The sequence below is a fragment of the Pseudomonas sp. AAC genome (assembly GCF_000725445.1).
GTDB classification, from domain to species: Bacteria; Pseudomonadota; Gammaproteobacteria; order Pseudomonadales; family Pseudomonadaceae; genus Pseudomonas; species Pseudomonas citronellolis.
Window position 1 is genome coordinate 525,559 of the sequence record NZ_KL647096.1, and the last position, 15,142, is coordinate 540,700.

Genomic DNA, 15,142 nt, shown 5'->3' on the forward strand with positions numbered 1-15,142 from the left:
ACGCGGCGCTTTGCACCTGGTCGGCGGCGGTCGTATGCTGCCGACCATGAGCACACCGGCCACCCCACTCGACACCCCACCCAACAGCCCGGCCTTGCATGCCTGGCATGCGGGGCTGGCGCGCGCCATGGCGGCGGTGGCCACGGCGGAATTCCCGGCGCGGCTGGTGGAGGCACTCGGCGCGCTGGTGCCCATCGAGTCCTCGCTGTTCGGCCTGGAGCGCAAGGGCCAGCCGCCGCGCCACCTGTTCCAGCACGGCATCCCCGCGCAATACCGCGAGCCGCTGACCGAGCGCTACTACGCCCGCGGCTACCTGCTCGACCCCTTCTGCCTGGCCATGGAAGGCGGCCTGGCCGAGGGCTTCTACCCGCTGGCGGAAATCGCCCCGGACGACTTCTTCGCCAGCGAGTACTACAAGACCTACTACCTCAAGTGCGGCTCGGTGGAAGACAGCCACTACATCGTCGACCTCGACGCCCAGCGCAAGCTTTCCCTGTGCGTGTACCAGGGCCGCAGCGGCGCGCGCTTCAGCGAGGAACAGACCGAACTGCTGCGCGCCGCGCTGCCGCTGGTGCGCGAGCTGTGCCGGCAGTTCGAGAGCCGCGGCGGCCTCGACCTGCTGCTGGCCGGCGGCGACGCCGGCGCGCAACCGGCGGCGGCGCTGAACCGGCACATCCGCGAAGCCTTCATGAACTTCGGCGGCGACTGCCTGACCGAGCGCGAACGGGAAATCGCCCACCTGCTGCTGCGCGGCCACTCGGTGAAGTCCAGCGCGCGGGTGCTGGACATCTCGCCGGAGACAGTGCGCATGCACCGCAAGCACCTCTACACCAAGCTGGAGATCAACTCCCAGGCGGAGCTGTTCTCGCTGTTCATCGACTGGCTGACCCGCGACGGGCCGGCCTGAAACGCCGCCATCGCGAACGGAGTCACCTGTAGGAGCGCGCCCTGCGCGCGATTCGCGGGCAGGGCCCGCTCCTACAATACGGATAGGCACTGCTTCTCGTAGGATGGCGTTGAGCGCAGCGATACCCATCGCCGTGACTGCGTGCTCCACTTCGCAGCGTTACGCAACCCCGGTCAAACGGCGGACAACCGCGAACGGTTATCCACCCTACGCCCTTGTGAGCCTCAAGCCTCCCCAGGCATGCTAGAGCATTCCCCCGCCCTCCCGAGGAAACCCCATGTTCCGACGCTGGCTCCCCGCCCTGCTGCTGGCCGCCGCCCTGCCGCTGCAGGCCGCCGAAACCCGGCCGAACTACGGTCCCGAACTGGAACGCTTCAACTACGCCTACCCGGTGGGACACTTCAGCTTCGCCTCCCAGGGCAAGCACGTGCACATGGCCTACATCGACGTGAAGCCGGCCAAGCCCAACGGCCGCGCGGTGGTGCTGCTGCACGGCAAGAACTTCTGCGCCGGCACCTGGGAGGCGAGCATCGCCGCCCTCAGCGCCGCCGGCTACCGGGTGGTGGCGCCGGACCAGATCGGCTTCTGCAAGTCGACCAAGCCGGAGCACTACCAGTACAGCTTCCAGCAACTGGCCAGCAACACCCACGCCCTGCTGGACAAGCTCAGGCTGCACAAGGTGACCATGCTCGGCCACTCCACCGGCGGCATGCTCGCCGCGCGCTACGCGCTGATGTACCCGCAGCAGGTCGAGCAGCTGGTGCTGGTCAACCCCATCGGCCTTGAGGACTGGAAGGCCCTGGGCGTGCCCTACCGCACCCCGGACCAGTGGTACGAGCGCGAGCTGAAGACCAGCGCGGAAAGCATCCGCAAGTACGAGCAGGCCACCTACTACGCCGGCCAGTGGAAGCCGGAGTACGACAAGTGGGTGAACATGCTCGCCGGCCTGTACAACGGCTCCGGCCACGAGCGCGTGGCGTGGAACTCGGCGCTGCAGTACGACATGATCTTCACCCAGCCGGTGGTCTACGAGTTCGGCCAGATCCAGGCGCCCACCCTGCTGATGATCGGCACCCAGGACAACACCGCGATCGGCAAGGACGTGGCCCCCGAGCCGCTGCGCGCCAAGCTGGGCAACTACGCCGAGCTGGGCAAGCGCACCGCCCAGGCCATCCCCCACGCCACCCTGGTGGAGTTCGACAAGCTCGGCCACGCGCCGCAGATCCAGGACCCGCAGGCCTTCCACGCGGCGCTGCTCAAGGGGCTGGCCGAGCTCAAGCATTGAGAATGGCCGCACCGATGGGCGCTTCGTAGGATGGGTTGAGCCTGCGAAACCCATGCGGTCGTGGCGATGGGTATCGCTTCGCTCAACCCATCCTACGAAGTGCAGGAGAAACTCCGCGCAAAACGAAAACGCCGGGCATCTGCCCGGCGTTTTCGTTGCCTCGGCTCCGTCAGCCCAGGTTCTTGCCCAGCAGCGCGTGGTACAGCTCGCTGTCGCCGAGCACGCCGACCACGCGGCTCTGCTCCTGCAGGACCAGCTTGTGGCCGGTCTGGTAGCGAATCTGCAGCGCGTCGCGCATGCGGATGCTGACGTCCACCAGGGTCGGCTCGTGCTTGAGCTTCTCCACCGGGTCGCCCGGGCGCCATTGCTGCAGGTCGATGATGTTGCTGCCCTGGCGCGCGGTCTTGATCTGGTTGGTCTCGGTGAGGCCGATCCAGCAGTCGCGGCCCTGGTCGAAGCACACCTCGCCGTCCTGCCGGCGGCACTGGTCCAGGCCGCGCATCAGGCTGGAGCCGCACAGCACGTTGAGCGGGTTGGTGTGGGCGACGAAGGTGCGCACGTAGTCGTCCGCCGGGTTCAGCACGATCTCCTCGGGCTTGCTGTGCTGGATGATGCGGCCGTCCTTCATGATGGCGATGCGCGAGCCGATCTTCAGCGCCTCGTCGAGGTCGTGGCTGACGAAGACGATGGTCTTGTGCAGTTGCCGTTGCAGCACCAGCAGTTCGTCCTGCAGCTGCTGGCGGATCAGCGGGTCCAGTGCCGAGAAGGGTTCGTCCATCAGCAGGATGTCGCCGTCCATGGCCAGCGCGCGGGCCAGGCCGACGCGCTGCTGCATGCCGCCGGAGAGTTCGTCCGGGCGCTTGTCGCGCCACTGCGACAGGCCCACCAGTTCGAGCTTCTCGTCGATCACCTTCTTGCGTTCGGCGGCCGGGCGGCCCTGCATCTCCAGGCCGAAGCCGATGTTCTCGGCCACGGTCAGCCAGGGCATCAGGGCGAACTTCTGGAACACCATGGCGATGCGCTTGGTGCGCATGGTCTTGAGCGTCGCCGGCGAGCAGTTGGCGACGTCCACCTGCTGGCCTTCGTGCTCGATCAGCAGCTTGCCGCGGCTGACCGTGTTGAGGCCGTTGATGCAGCGCAGCAGGCTCGACTTGCCCGAGCCGGACAGGCCCATCATCACGCAGATCTCGCCGCGCTCGACGTCCAGGTTGGCGTCCTCCACGCCCAGCACCTGGCCGGTGCGCTTGAGGATTTCCTGGCGGCCCAGGCCTTCGTCGAGCAGGCGCAGGGCTTCCTTGGTGTTCTTGCCGAAGATCACATCGACGTTCTTGAATTCAATCGCAGCCATGGTTGCTTACCTCCCCCGCAGCGAGCGTTGCTTGCACACCCGGTCGAGCAGGATGGCGAGCAGGACGATGGCCAGGCCGGCCTCGAAGCCCAGGGAGATGTCCGCGGTGTTCAGCGCGTTCACCACCGGCTTGCCGAGGCCGTCGGCGCCTACCAGCGCGGAAATCACCACCATCGACAGCGACAGCATGATGCACTGGGTGATGCCGGCGCCGATGCTGGGCATGGCGTGCGGCAGTTCGATTCGGGTCAGCAGCTGCCAACGCGAGCAGCCGAAGGCCTTGCCGGCGTCCATCAGTTCCGCCGGCACGTCCTGGATGCCCAGGCAGGTCAGGCGGATGGGCGCGGCGATGGCGAAGATCACCGTGGAGATCAGGCCCGGCACCACACCCAGGCCGAACAGCGTCAGGGTGGGGATCAGGTAGACGAAGGTGGGCACCGTCTGCATCAGGTCCAGCAGCGGGCGCAGGGCGGTGTAGAACCAGGGCTTGTGCGCCGCGAGGATGCCCAGGGGCACGCCGATGGCGACGCACACCAGGGTGGCGAAGATGACCTGGGCCAGGGTCTCCATGGTTTCCTGCCAGTAGCCCAGGTTGAGGATCAGCAGCAGCGAGGCCAGAGCGAACAGCGTCAGGCCGATGCTGCGCTGGATGAAGTGCACCAGGCCCACCATGATGGCGGTGAGCAGCAGCGGGTGGAACCACAGCAACCCGCCGGTGACACCGTGGATGAGGAACTCGAGGACATCCGAGATCTTGTCGAAGACCGCCGAACCATGGCGGGTGAGCCAGTCGACGAAGGCGGCGATGTGCTCACCGAGGGGGATCTTGTGTTCAGTCAGAAACATAGTGCGGGCCCATCAAGCAAGGTGGAAGCGACCGGCCAGGGTCACTTGGCGAAAGCGACCTTGGCCGCGGCGAGCGCCGGCTTGCCGTCACGCGTGGTGACGCCAGCCAGCCAGGCATCGAGCAGTTCCGGGTGATCCTTCAACCAGGCCTTGGCCGCGTCCTCGGGCTTCTTGCCCTCGTTGAGCACGGCGTCCATCAGTTTGTTTTCCATGTCCAGGGTGAAAGTGAGGTTGGTCAGCAGCTTGCCGACGTTCGGGCATTCCTGGACGTAGCCCTTGCGCACGTTGGTGTAGATGGTCGCGCCGCCGTAGTTGGGGCCGAACACGTCATCGCCACCCTGCAGGTACTGCATCTTGAAGCGGGTGTTCATCGGGTGCGGTTCCCAGCCGAGGAACACGATCCACTGGCTGCGGCGGTCGGCGCGGCCCACCTGCGAGAGCATGCCGGCCTCGCTGGACTCCACCAGCTTGAACTTGCCCAGGTCGAACTGGTTCTTGTCGATCATGCCCTGGACCAGGCGGTTGCCGTCGTTGCCCGGCTCGATGCCATAGATCTTGCCGCCGAGCTTGTCGGAGAACCTGGCGATGTCGGCGAAGGTCTTCAGCCCGCCGTCGTAGGCCGCCTGGGTGACCGCCAGGGTGTACTTGGCGCCCTCCAGGTTGGCCCGCACGGTTTCCACCGAGCCGTTGTCGGCGTAGGGCTTGATGTCGTTGGCCATGCTCGGCATCCAGTTGCCGAGGAAGACGTCGAGGTCCTTGTTCGCCAGCGAGCGATAGGTCACCGGCACGGAAAGCATGTTCACCTTGGTGGTGTAGCCGAGCGACTCCAGCACCTGGCGAGTGGTCGCGGTGGTGACGGTGATGTCGGTCCAGCCGACGTCGGAGAAGCGAACCGTGCCGCACGACTCAGGTTCAGCGGCCTGAACCACCAGCGGCGTACTCAGGGACACAGCCAGTAGCAAAGACTTGCAACCTTTCATGAGCGTACTCCTCTACGGGATGGGGCGATCTGCGTGGGTTTCTAGGTGGGCCGCGCCGGGACGCGGGCCCTTTCTTCGTCGATTCGGAAACGATCATGGAACAGGAAAAATCCGCCGCATACCGGGTGCGTCGCAACCAGTGCAGGCGAAGTCGCAATCAGCACCAGGGGTGTCGCATCCAGTTCCACGGCCCTGTTCCGGCGTCCCGGCGGCGTCGCTCTCACTGCTGGGCGACGGCCTTGGACTGGGCCTGGGCGCGCGGCTGCACGCCCTTGAGCCAGGCGTCGCGCACCTGCGGGTTGGCCTGCAACCAGTCCTTGGCGGCCTGGCGCGGATTGCTCCGTTCATTGAGCACCGCGTCCATCAGGCGGTTCTCCATGGCCAGGTCGAATTTCAGGTTGCGCAGCAGCTGCGCGACGTTCGGGCATTCATCAAGATAGCCGGCCCTGACGTTGGTGTAGACGGTGGCGCCACCGTAGTTCGGACCGAAATAGGCATCGCCGCCTTCCAGGTAGCGCATCTGCAGGCGGGTGTTCATCGGGTGCGGTTCCCAGCCGAGGAACACGATTGGCTGCTTGAGGGCGCCGGCGCGGCGCACCGAGGCGAGCATGTCGGCCTCGCTGGACTCCACCAGCTGGAAGTCGCCCAGGCCGAAGGCCTTCTCGGCGATCATCTTGCGGATCAATTGGTTGCCGTCGTTGCCCGGCTCGATGCCGTAGATCTTGCCGCCCAGCTGCTCCTTGAACTTCGCTATGTCGGCGAAGCTCTTCAGGCCGGCGTCGTAGGCGTACTGGGGAACGGCGAGGGTGTACTTGGCACCCTCCAGGTTGGCGCGCACCGTCTGCACCTGGCCGTTGTCGGCGTAGGGCTTGATGTCCGCGGCCATGCTCGGCATCCAGTTGCCGAGGAAGACGTCGATGCGCTTCTCGGCCATAGCCTTGTAGGTATCGGGGACGGAGAGACGCTCGACCTTGGTGCGGTAGCCCTGTTCACTGAGCACCAGGCGGGTGACGGCGGTGGTGACGGTGATGTCGGTCCAGCCGACATCGGCGAAACGGACCAGCGAGCAGGACTGTGGTTCGGCGGCCTGGGCCAGGCCTGAGCAAAGAACGGGTAACGCCAACAGCGACAACAGAAAACACTTCATGAGGTCAGCCTCTAGCAATTACGGGGAGGGGTCAAGCGCAGGTCCGAAGGCGAAACCCTAGCCGTTCGTCGACCGTTCATCATGAAACACCCCGAAATATGGGGCTGTCGACTGATTGATGTTGTCTATCGACCAAGTCTCAAATTCATAACTATTTGTCGCATTAGCGACATCGCCTGGCACGATTCTTCCCGTGTCGCACGCCGCGGCGCTTTTGGATAAGGCCAAGTCGGTGCCGGACGCCGGCCCCGCCGGCCGAGGGCCGATCATGCCCCGCATCAGGAGTGCCCGCGGGCGCTCCGCATCACGCCCAGTTCCTGCGGAGGCCGGCATGGCTATCAGTGTGTTCGACCTGTTCAAGATCGGTATCGGCCCTTCCAGCTCGCATACCGTCGGCCCCATGCGCGCCGCCGCCCTGTTCGTCGGCGCCCTGCGCGAGCGCCAGTTGCTGCCCCGCGTCGACCGCGTCGAAGTGAAGCTCTACGGTTCGCTCTCCGCCACCGGCGTCGGCCACGGCACCGACCGCGCCGTGATCATGGGCCTGATGGGCGAGTGGCCCGACCGCATCGACCCCAGCCAGATCGCCCCGCGCATGGCCGAACTGCTCGGCAGCGGCGAACTGCTGCTGGCCGGCGAGCGGCGCATTGCCTTCGATTGGGTGCGCGACATGCGCCTGCTGGAGGAGAACCTGCCCTACCACCCCAACGCCATGAGCCTGGTCGCCTACGAAGACGGGAATGAGCTGTACGCCGACACCTATTACTCCATCGGCGGCGGCTTCGTCGTCGATGCCGAGCAGGCCGCCACCGGCAGTCTCGACCAGGACACCACCCGCCTGCCCTACGACTTCAACAGCGCCGCCGAGCTGCTGCAGCTGTGCCGCCGCCACAACCTGCGCGTGTCCCAGCTGATGCTCGCCAATGAGCGCATGTGGCGCAGCGACACCGACACCCGCGACGGCCTGATGCGCATCTGGCGCGCCATGCAGGACTGCGTGAACAACGGCCTCAAGGCCGAGGGCATCCTCCCCGGCGGCCTCAACGTGCAGCGTCGCGCCGCCCGCCTGCACCGCAACCTGCTGGAGATCGGCAAGCCCAACGTCATCGGCTCCACCCTCAGCGCCATGGAGTGGGTCAACCTCTACGCCCTGGCAGTCAACGAGGAAAACGCCGCCGGCGGGCGCATGGTCACCGCGCCCACCAACGGCGCGGCCGGCATCGTCCCGGCGGTGCTGCACTACTACATGCGCTTCAACCCCGATGCCAGCGAGCAGGACGTGGTGGATTTCTTCCTCGCCGCCGCCGCGGTGGGCATCCTGTGCAAGAAGAACGCCTCCATCTCCGGCGCCGAAGTCGGTTGCCAGGGCGAAGTCGGCTCGGCCTGCGCCATGGCTGCCGCCGGCCTGGCCGAAGTCCTCGGCGCCAGCCCCGAGCAGGTGGAGAACGCCGCCGAGATCGGCCTGGAGCACAACCTGGGCCTGACCTGCGACCCGGTCGGCGGCCTGGTCCAGGTGCCCTGCATCGAGCGCAACGCCATCGCCGCGGTGAAGGCCATCAACGCCGCGCAGATGGCCCTGCGTGGCGACGGCCAGCACTTCATCAGCCTCGACCAGGCCATCCGCACCATGCGCGACACCGGCGCCGACATGCACGACAAGTACAAGGAAACCTCCCGTGGCGGCCTGGCCGTCAGCATCATCGAGTGCTGACCCCCTTTTGCTCACTCCGCGCGCCCGACGCCACCTTTTGGCGCAGCGTCGCGCCGTTATCGGACAGGTCTGACAAGCGTTACTTTCGGAAAATGCTGGCACTCGGCAGCCACGGGCCGAGTGCTACCAAATGCCCCAGAGGCCACGCCCCATAGGCGTTTGCGACATGTCAGGGGTCGCATCCAAGCTCCCAAAAGCGCCGTTCCCAGGCGCTTTTCTTTTTTTATTGAACGCCCAATCAACATAGGCACGGCATTTGCCTTGCTCTTGGAAGCGGTGGTGACCTGCGGGTCACCCAGGCAGAAAACAAGCATAAGAAAGCCCCTCAGGGGCAACCGTGACTAGCGTGAGGAGATCGAGCATCATGAATGCTTTCAACCCCGGAGTTCCCCCGCAAAACCGAGCTCCGCAGTCCATCGGCTTCCTGCTGCTGGACAACTTCACCCTGATCTCCCTGGCCTCGGCGGTGGAACCGCTGCGCATGGCCAACCAGCTCTCCGGCAGGGAGCTGTACCGCTGGCACACCCTCACCCTCGACGGCCGCCAGGTGTGGGCCAGCGACGGCCTGCAGATCACCCCCGACGCCAGCACCGACGGCGCCCCGCCGATGGATTCGCTGATCGTGGTCGGCGGCGTGGGCATCCAGCGCAGCGTCACCCGCGAGCACGTGAGCTTCCTGCAGACCCAGGCGCGCCTGGGCCGCCGCCTCGGCGCGGTGTGCACCGGCAGTTGGGCGCTGGCCCGCGCCGGCCTGCTCGACGGTTACGACTGCAGCGTGCACTGGGAATGCCTGGCAGCGATGCAGGAAGCCTTCCCGCGGGTGGCCATGAGCACCCGCCTGTTCTCCATCGACCGCAACCGCTACACCTCCTCCGGCGGCACCGCGCCGATGGACATGATGCTGCACCTGATCGGCCGCGAGCACGGCCGCGAGCTGTCGGCGGCGATCTCCGAGATGTTCATCTACGAGCGCATCCGCAACGAGCAGGACCACCAGCGCGTGCCGCTCAAGCACATGCTCGGCACCAACCAGCCGAAGCTGCAGGAAATAGTCGCGCTGATGGAAGCCAACCTGGAAGAGCCGATCGACCTCGACGAACTGGCGGTCTACGTCAACGTCTCGCGGCGCCAGCTGGAGCGGCTGTTCCAGAAGTACCTGCACTGCTCGCCGTCGCGCTACTACCTGAAGCTGCGCCTGATCCGCGCGCGCCAGCTGCTCAAGCAGACCTCCATGTCGATCATCGAGGTGGCCTCGGTGTGCGGCTTCGTCTCCACCCCGCACTTCTCCAAGTGCTACCGCGAATACTTCGGCATCCCGCCACGCGACGAACGCCAGGGCCAGCCGATCGGCCAGCCGGTGATGGTCATGCCGATACCCCAGGACCTGGCGCTGATGCCGCACTCCTCGGCGATCTCGGCGCTGAGCCAGGCGCAGGGGGAGTCGACCTTTGCCAGTGTGAGGGTTTGAGGTTTTTTTGCGGTGGGGTGATTGCGATGGGTGTTCGCCTATCGCTTTGGTGCCTGGGATTGGCTCCGCCCCTCTCCCTAACCCTCTCCCTGAAGGGAGAGGGGACCGTTGGGCAGAAACGGTTGTTCTGGCGTTAGCCGACAACTCCGCAGGTATCAGGACGAAGCCATGCCTTCTCTCGGCACGGACTAGCCCCCTCTCCCTTCAGGGAGAGGGCTGGGGAGAGGGAATGGAGGTAACCTGAAGTACCCATACCACCGGCGAGCACCGTTCGCGAGCAAGCTCGCTCCTACAGAAAACCCGTCAGCTCAACCACTCGTCACAGCACTCGCCACGCACTTGTCCCGCCCGCTGCGCTTCGCCTCCAGCAGCGCCGCATCAGCCCGGCTGAGTGTCTGCGAGTAGCTCTCGCCCAGGCGGTATTCGGCCACGCCGAAGCTGGCGGTCACCGACAGCGCCTCGGTGCCCACGCGCACGGCCAGCGAGCGGATGTCCTGGCGCACCCGGTCGATCACCTGGTCGGCGTCGGCCATGGCGGTTTCCGGCAGCAGCAGGAGGAACTCCTCGCCGCCCCAGCGCCCGCACAGGTCGTACTGGCGCAGCGCGGCCTGCATGGTGCAGCCGATCTCCACCAGCACGCGGTCGCCCACCTCGTGGCCCCAGGTGTCGTTGACCTGCTTGAAGTGGTCGATGTCGAGGATCACCAGCACGTAGGGCTTGCCGCTGCGCTGGGCGCGCTCGCTTTCCTCGCGCAGGCGCTCCATCAGCAGGCGGCGGTTGCCGATGCCGGTCAGCGGGTCGTGGGTGGAGGCCTCGCGCAGCGCCACGTTGAGGTCGCGCATCATGTTCTGGTAGCGGTCGGAGATGCGCGCCACCTTCTCCAACTGGCGCAACTGCTTGTGGTAGCGCTCGGACAGCGTCGAGTTCTGCGCCCGCGCCATCGACTGGAAACCGTCGGAAATCCGCGCGATGCGCTCCAGGCGCGCGAGCTGGTCGAGGGACTGCTGGTGCTTGAGGAACAGCGCCTCGCGCAGCGGATGGTCGAAATACTGCGGGTCGGCCAGCAGCTCCTCGATCAACAGGTCCAGCTCGCGTTCGCTGTTCATGGCATCACTCGTCGTAGGGCTGTATGACGAACGGGAAGCTACAGTCTTCGCGGAATTCCTCGGCCAGTTCGGCGACGCGCTCGTTGCGGCGGTCGTAGTGCCAGCTCACCTGGGTCTGTCGACCGTTGCGGTGGGCTTCCTCGAGCAGGTCGAAGATATCCATCATCGCCTTGATCGAACTGGTATTGAGGTATAGCAGACGCAAGTCCAGTGCCAGCGGGCGCTGCTCCCCGGCGAGGAAGCGTTCCACCCATTCGATCACCTGGCCGAAGAGTTCGTAGGAGTTCTCGGGATAGGAGTCGCCCTGCATGGCCAGGACGCCGGCTTCCCAGTCACCGTGGATCGACGGGGTGGACTGGGTGCCGCTGATGTGAAGGTCACTCATACCTTTGTATTCCTGAAACGCGTGGTCAGATCACGGCGCGCAGACTGAAGAACGCGCGCCCATCGGGTTGTTCGGTAAGGGAGGTCTGCAAGGGCATGCTGGACTTGCGGGCGATGTCCAGCAGGCCCAGGCCGGCGCCGCTGCTGACCCCGGAATCGCGCGGGCGGCGCAGCTGCTCCTTGTAGGCCGCCTTGAGCTGGGCCTTGTCGAGCCCGGCGATGGCCTCGATGTTGCGCACCAGCTCGCGGCCGTCCGCCAGCTCCACCAGGTTGCCGGCGGACACCACGTAGTGGCCGTCGTCGTCGCGGGCGATGGCCACGGTGGCCGAGGCGTCCTGGTCGCCGTAGCCGCGCTGGGTGGCGTAGTGGCGGATGTTCTGGGTCATCTCGATGTAGACCGCGAAGACGTCCATGGCCTCGCTGGGGTGCGCCTGCTCGGCCTGCATGTAGTTGCGCAGGGCGTGGCCGATCTCCTCGATCAGGCTGCGCGAGATCGGGCCGTTGAAGCACAGCAGGATGCGTTGTCGGGTGTAGCTTTCACGCATGGCCAACAGGTCTAGTGTCTCCATGGCGTACTCCTACTCGAATCGGAAGGACAGGATGGTGATGTCGTCGCGTTGCGGCCGTTCGCCCTGATAGTCCGCCAGGGTAGCGGCAAACACCCGCGCCTGCTCGGCCAATGGCAGACGTGAATGACGGCGCAGCAGTTCGGCGAAGCGGCTGTTGCCGAAACCGAAGCCGTGCTCGCCGCCGGCCTGGTCGAGGAAGCCGTCGGTGCACAGGTAGAAGGTCCAGCCCGGCTCCAGCGGCAGTTGGATATTCTCGTACTCTCCCTGGCGCTTGTCGCCGATGGCGCGACGGCCGCCCTTGTATTCGCGAACCTCGTCACCATTGCTGGCGAACAACGAGATCTTCGCCCCGGAGAAGTGCAGCAGCCGGCGGCCGTGGTCGATGCGCACGAAACCGGCGTCCATGTTGGTGGCCAGGGCCTGGGTCACCCGCTCCTGGCCGATCATGCCGCGCATCACCTGGTCGGTCTCGCGCAGGATCGACGCGGGGTCGTGGCTCTGCACGCTGTCGATGGCGTGGTCGATGGCGGCCAGCGCCAGCATGGTCATGAGCGCGCCGGGCACGCCATGGCCGGCGCAGTCGACCACGCCGATCAGGCTGTCCTCGCTGCCTTCGCGGTAGATGTAGAAGTCGCCGCCGACCACGTCGCGCGGCTTCCACAGCACGAAATGGTGCTGGCCGAGGGACGACTGCAGCTGGCGGTCGGGCAGGATGGCGCGCTGGATCAGGCTGGCGTAGTCGATGGAATCGCCGATCTTCTTCTGCGCCGCGGCCATCTCGCGGTTGGCCTGCTCCAGGGCCTGGGTGCGCTGGCGCACCTTGTCCTCCAGGTCCTCGGTGTGCCGGCGGACCTGGTTGGCCATGCTGGCGAAGGCGTCGGACAGCTCGCCGATCTCGTCGCCGCGGGACTTGGGCAGCGGGTTGTCGTACTGCCCGGCGGCGATCGCCTTGGCCGACTGGCGCAGGCCGCGCAGCGGCTTGAGCAGCAGCAGCTCGACGGTGTAGGCGAAGCCGATCAGCAGCAGCGCCAGCAGGCCCAGCAGGGTGCCCGCCAGCGGCCAGATCCAGCGGCTGTCGAGCACCTGCGCGGCGTGCAGGTCGACGGCGCTGAGCACGTGCCAGCGCAGCTCGGGAATGTACGCGGTGGCCAGCAGCTGCCGCTTGCCGTCGAGGGTGGCCCAGAAGGTGCGCACCTCGCCCGGGTGCGCCTGGGCGTCGTCCAGCACCTGGCGCAGGCCCTTGCGTTCCTCGTCGCTGGCCAGCAGGTCGAAGACCCGGTGGCCATCGTTCCCGGCGGTGCCGGCGCCGGAGCTCAAGGCGATCAGCTTGCGGTCCGGGTGCGCCTGGATGGCGCCGTCGGCGTCGACGATCATCGGCGTCACCCCGGGCTCGCGGCGCGAGATGAACTGGTCGAGGAAGGCGGTCAGGTCCAGCCCGCCGCCGGCCAGGCCGACCTTGTGGTTGCCGGCGATGACCTGGACGTTGAACCAGACCTTGGTGGCGCGCAGCTTGGCGTCGTAGTTGACGTTGATGTTGTAGGGGCTGTCGCTGGCCATGGTCGCGAAGTACCAGGCGTCCTGCGGGTCGTCGCGGCTGAGGGTGTAGCGCGGGGCGTTGGACAGCGGCGAGGTGGAGTCGTTGAAGTAGTAGTGCAGCGAGGAGTCGACGATGACGAAGTAGGAATACTCGCCCTGGTCGCCGCGGTAACCGTCGGCCTCACGGAAGAAGCGCGTGCGCCGCTCGGAACTGCTCTCGTCCAGCAGCCAGTCCTGGGTCACCACCGACTCGGCCAGGCGCCGCGACAGCGACAGCTCGCGGATCACCGGGGCGAGGATCTTCTGCTGGTTGAGCAGGGTAAAGTTCTTCGCATAGGCCAGGCCGAAGTGCGTGCGGATGTCCTCCATCGCCTTCCAGCCCAGCAGCACCGCGGGAACCAACGCCAGAACGCAGGCCAGTAACAGCGCTACCACCGATTTGCCGCGCAATCCCCATCGTGCCGCCATGGCTGTCCCCAGAAATCCCGTTCGCCGAGTCAGTGTCGTTCTTTTGGCGAAAGCGCAATTGTGCAGGCGAGCCTTTCCCCAGGCAATGCAAATTAATGGCTATTTGCCATATTTTTGACGTCATCCGACTGACTCATTCTAGACGCGATTTCCCCCGCCGCCACGGCGCCCCGTTGCAGCACGGGGAGGCGGCCCTCCCGGGGTCTTGCGCCTCAGCCGGCGGCGAAGGCCGCGTGCAGTTCGCCCAGATTGGCGAAGTAGTGCGCCGGGCTTTCGGCCAGCAGCTCCTCGCGACTGCCGAAACCGTAGCCGACGCCGGCGGCGCTCAGGCCGTTGCGGTGCGCGCCGATCAGGTCGTGCTTGCGGTCGCCGATCATCAGCGTCTGCGCCGGGTCCAGGCCTTCGAGGCGCAGCAGGTGCTCGATCAGCTCCACTTTGTTGGTGCGAGTGCCGTCCAGCTCGCTGCCGTAGATCACCTTGAAATGCCGGGCGAAGTCGAAATGCCGGGCGATCTCGGCGGCGAACACGGTGGGCTTGCTGGTGGCGATGAACAGCGTGCGGCCCTGGCCGCCAAGCAGCGCCAGCAACTCGCCGACGCCGTCGAACACCCGGTTCTCGTACAACCCGGTGTCCTTGAAGCGCATCCGGTAATGGTTCACCGCCTCCCAGGCCCGCGCCTCGTCGAAGCCATAGGTGCTCATGAAGCACTGCAGCAGCGGCGGGCCGATGAAGTGTTCGAGCCGGCGCAGGTCCGGCTCGTCGATGCCCAACTGCGCCAGGGCATACTGGATCGAACGGGTGATGCCCTCGCGCGGGTCGGTGAGGGTGCCGTCGAGGTCGAAGAGGATGTTCTGGTAGTGCATGGGCAAGGCTGCGACAGGAAGAATCGAACCGGAAGCATACAACTGGCCTCCGTACCGACCAAACGCCCATGCAATGACTTCCTGCCCTTTTTCTGGAGCCTCTTGCGAGTCCCATGAAAATCAATGGTTTGGAGAGGCCCCTGAAAAAAGGGTTATGCGTGTGTATAGGGTGCTTTCTCGTGGGAAGTCAGGGGGGTGAGGAGTAACATCTCTACTTCACTGCTGTATAGGCAGCTAAGAAACAGTAGCTCGGAAAAAGCCAGGGCGTTGAGGACTTCACTGCTGTATAGGCAGCTAAGAAAAAGCAGCTGCTGGGCGAGGACAGTGTCGAGGACTTCACTGCTGTATAGGCAGCTAAGAAAACCTTGCCGCCGGGCCGCCCAGAGTCGAACACCTTCACTGCCGTATAGGCAGCTAAGAAATTGTGCGGCAGTATTCGAAATTGCAGTAGCTCCTTCACTGCCGTATAGGCAGCTAAGAAAGCATAACCCAACCCCATTCCACCATCGCCGGCCTTCACTGCCGTA

At 65.8% G+C, this 15,142-nt stretch carries 13 protein-coding genes and 1 CRISPR repeat array (1 of these 14 cut by a window edge); of the genes, 4 read left to right on the plus strand and 9 right to left on the minus strand.

All coding sequences use genetic code 11. The features are described 5' to 3' along the window. Window positions 1-46: 46 nt before the first annotated feature. Window positions 47-907 carry a helix-turn-helix transcriptional regulator gene (locus FG99_RS12175; RefSeq protein WP_043270332.1) on the plus strand — a complete coding sequence of 287 codons (861 nt, stop codon included), beginning with the start codon at window positions 47-49 and terminating at the stop codon, window positions 905-907. 277 nt (window positions 908-1,184) lie between these two features. Next, on the plus strand, window positions 1,185-2,192 hold the full coding sequence (locus tag FG99_RS12180; protein ID WP_043269875.1) for an alpha/beta fold hydrolase: 1,008 nt from the start codon (window positions 1,185-1,187) through the stop codon (window positions 2,190-2,192). Between the two features lie 169 nt (window positions 2,193-2,361). On the opposite strand, the gene choV is transcribed toward FG99_RS12180, so the two are convergent. From choV to FG99_RS12200, 4 genes are all read right to left on the minus strand, one after another. Further along, window positions 2,362-3,540 (minus strand): choline ABC transporter ATP-binding protein, encoded by a 1,179-nt coding sequence (choV, locus tag FG99_RS12185; protein WP_009614797.1) that lies wholly within the window; start codon window positions 3,538-3,540, stop codon window positions 2,362-2,364. A gap of 6 nt (window positions 3,541-3,546) precedes the next feature. Further along, the gene (choW, locus tag FG99_RS12190; protein ID WP_009614795.1) at window positions 3,547-4,386 is read right to left on the minus strand and encodes a choline ABC transporter permease subunit; all 840 of its coding nucleotides are present in this window, start codon (window positions 4,384-4,386) and stop codon (window positions 3,547-3,549) included. A 41-nt stretch (window positions 4,387-4,427) separates the two neighbouring features. Next, a complete protein-coding gene (locus FG99_RS12195) occupies window positions 4,428-5,366 on the minus strand; it encodes a choline ABC transporter substrate-binding protein (protein ID WP_009614794.1) in 939 nt (312 codons plus the stop codon). Window positions 5,367-5,586: 220 nt separating this feature from the next. Further along, a complete protein-coding gene (locus tag FG99_RS12200) occupies window positions 5,587-6,462 on the minus strand; it encodes a choline ABC transporter substrate-binding protein (RefSeq protein WP_371263867.1) in 876 nt (291 codons plus the stop codon). A gap of 382 nt (window positions 6,463-6,844) precedes the next feature. On the opposite strand from FG99_RS12200, the gene FG99_RS12205 reads away from it, so the two are divergent. Both FG99_RS12205 and FG99_RS12210 read left to right on the plus strand, forming a co-directional pair. Then, window positions 6,845-8,221: an L-serine ammonia-lyase gene (locus FG99_RS12205; protein WP_043269879.1), complete on the plus strand. Its 1,377-nt coding sequence runs from the start codon at window positions 6,845-6,847 to the stop codon at window positions 8,219-8,221. Window positions 8,222-8,585: 364 nt separating this feature from the next. Further along, a complete protein-coding gene (locus FG99_RS12210) occupies window positions 8,586-9,689 on the plus strand; it encodes a choline metabolism transcriptional regulator GbdR (protein WP_009614790.1) in 1,104 nt (367 codons plus the stop codon). A 308-nt stretch (window positions 9,690-9,997) separates the two neighbouring features. Here FG99_RS12210 and siaD read toward each other — a convergent pair whose 3' ends face one another. The 5 genes from siaD to FG99_RS12235 all read right to left on the minus strand — a co-directional run bounded on the left by siaD (window position 9,998) and on the right by FG99_RS12235 (window position 14,615). Further along, window positions 9,998-10,795, minus strand: coding sequence for a biofilm regulation diguanylate cyclase SiaD (siaD, locus tag FG99_RS12215; protein WP_009614789.1), 798 nt, complete (start codon window positions 10,793-10,795; stop codon window positions 9,998-10,000). A gap of 4 nt (window positions 10,796-10,799) precedes the next feature. Next, window positions 10,800-11,180, minus strand: coding sequence for a biofilm regulation phosphoprotein SiaC (gene siaC / locus FG99_RS12220; RefSeq protein ID WP_009614788.1), 381 nt, complete (start codon window positions 11,178-11,180; stop codon window positions 10,800-10,802). A 25-nt stretch (window positions 11,181-11,205) separates the two neighbouring features. After that, window positions 11,206-11,748 (minus strand): biofilm regulation protein kinase SiaB, encoded by a 543-nt coding sequence (gene siaB / locus FG99_RS12225; protein WP_009614787.1) that lies wholly within the window; start codon window positions 11,746-11,748, stop codon window positions 11,206-11,208. Window positions 11,749-11,757: 9 nt separating this feature from the next. Next, the gene (gene siaA, locus FG99_RS12230; protein ID WP_043269881.1) at window positions 11,758-13,752 is read right to left on the minus strand and encodes a biofilm regulation protein phosphatase SiaA; all 1,995 of its coding nucleotides are present in this window, start codon (window positions 13,750-13,752) and stop codon (window positions 11,758-11,760) included. 212 nt (window positions 13,753-13,964) lie between these two features. Next, entirely contained in the window at window positions 13,965-14,615 is a 651-nt protein-coding gene (locus FG99_RS12235) for an HAD family hydrolase (protein ID WP_043269883.1), read from the minus strand. A 214-nt stretch (window positions 14,616-14,829) separates the two neighbouring features. Continuing rightward, window positions 14,830-15,142: a CRISPR direct-repeat array (repeat unit 28 nt; unit sequence CTTCACTGCTGTATAGGCAGCTAAGAAA); it runs 75 nt beyond the window's last position.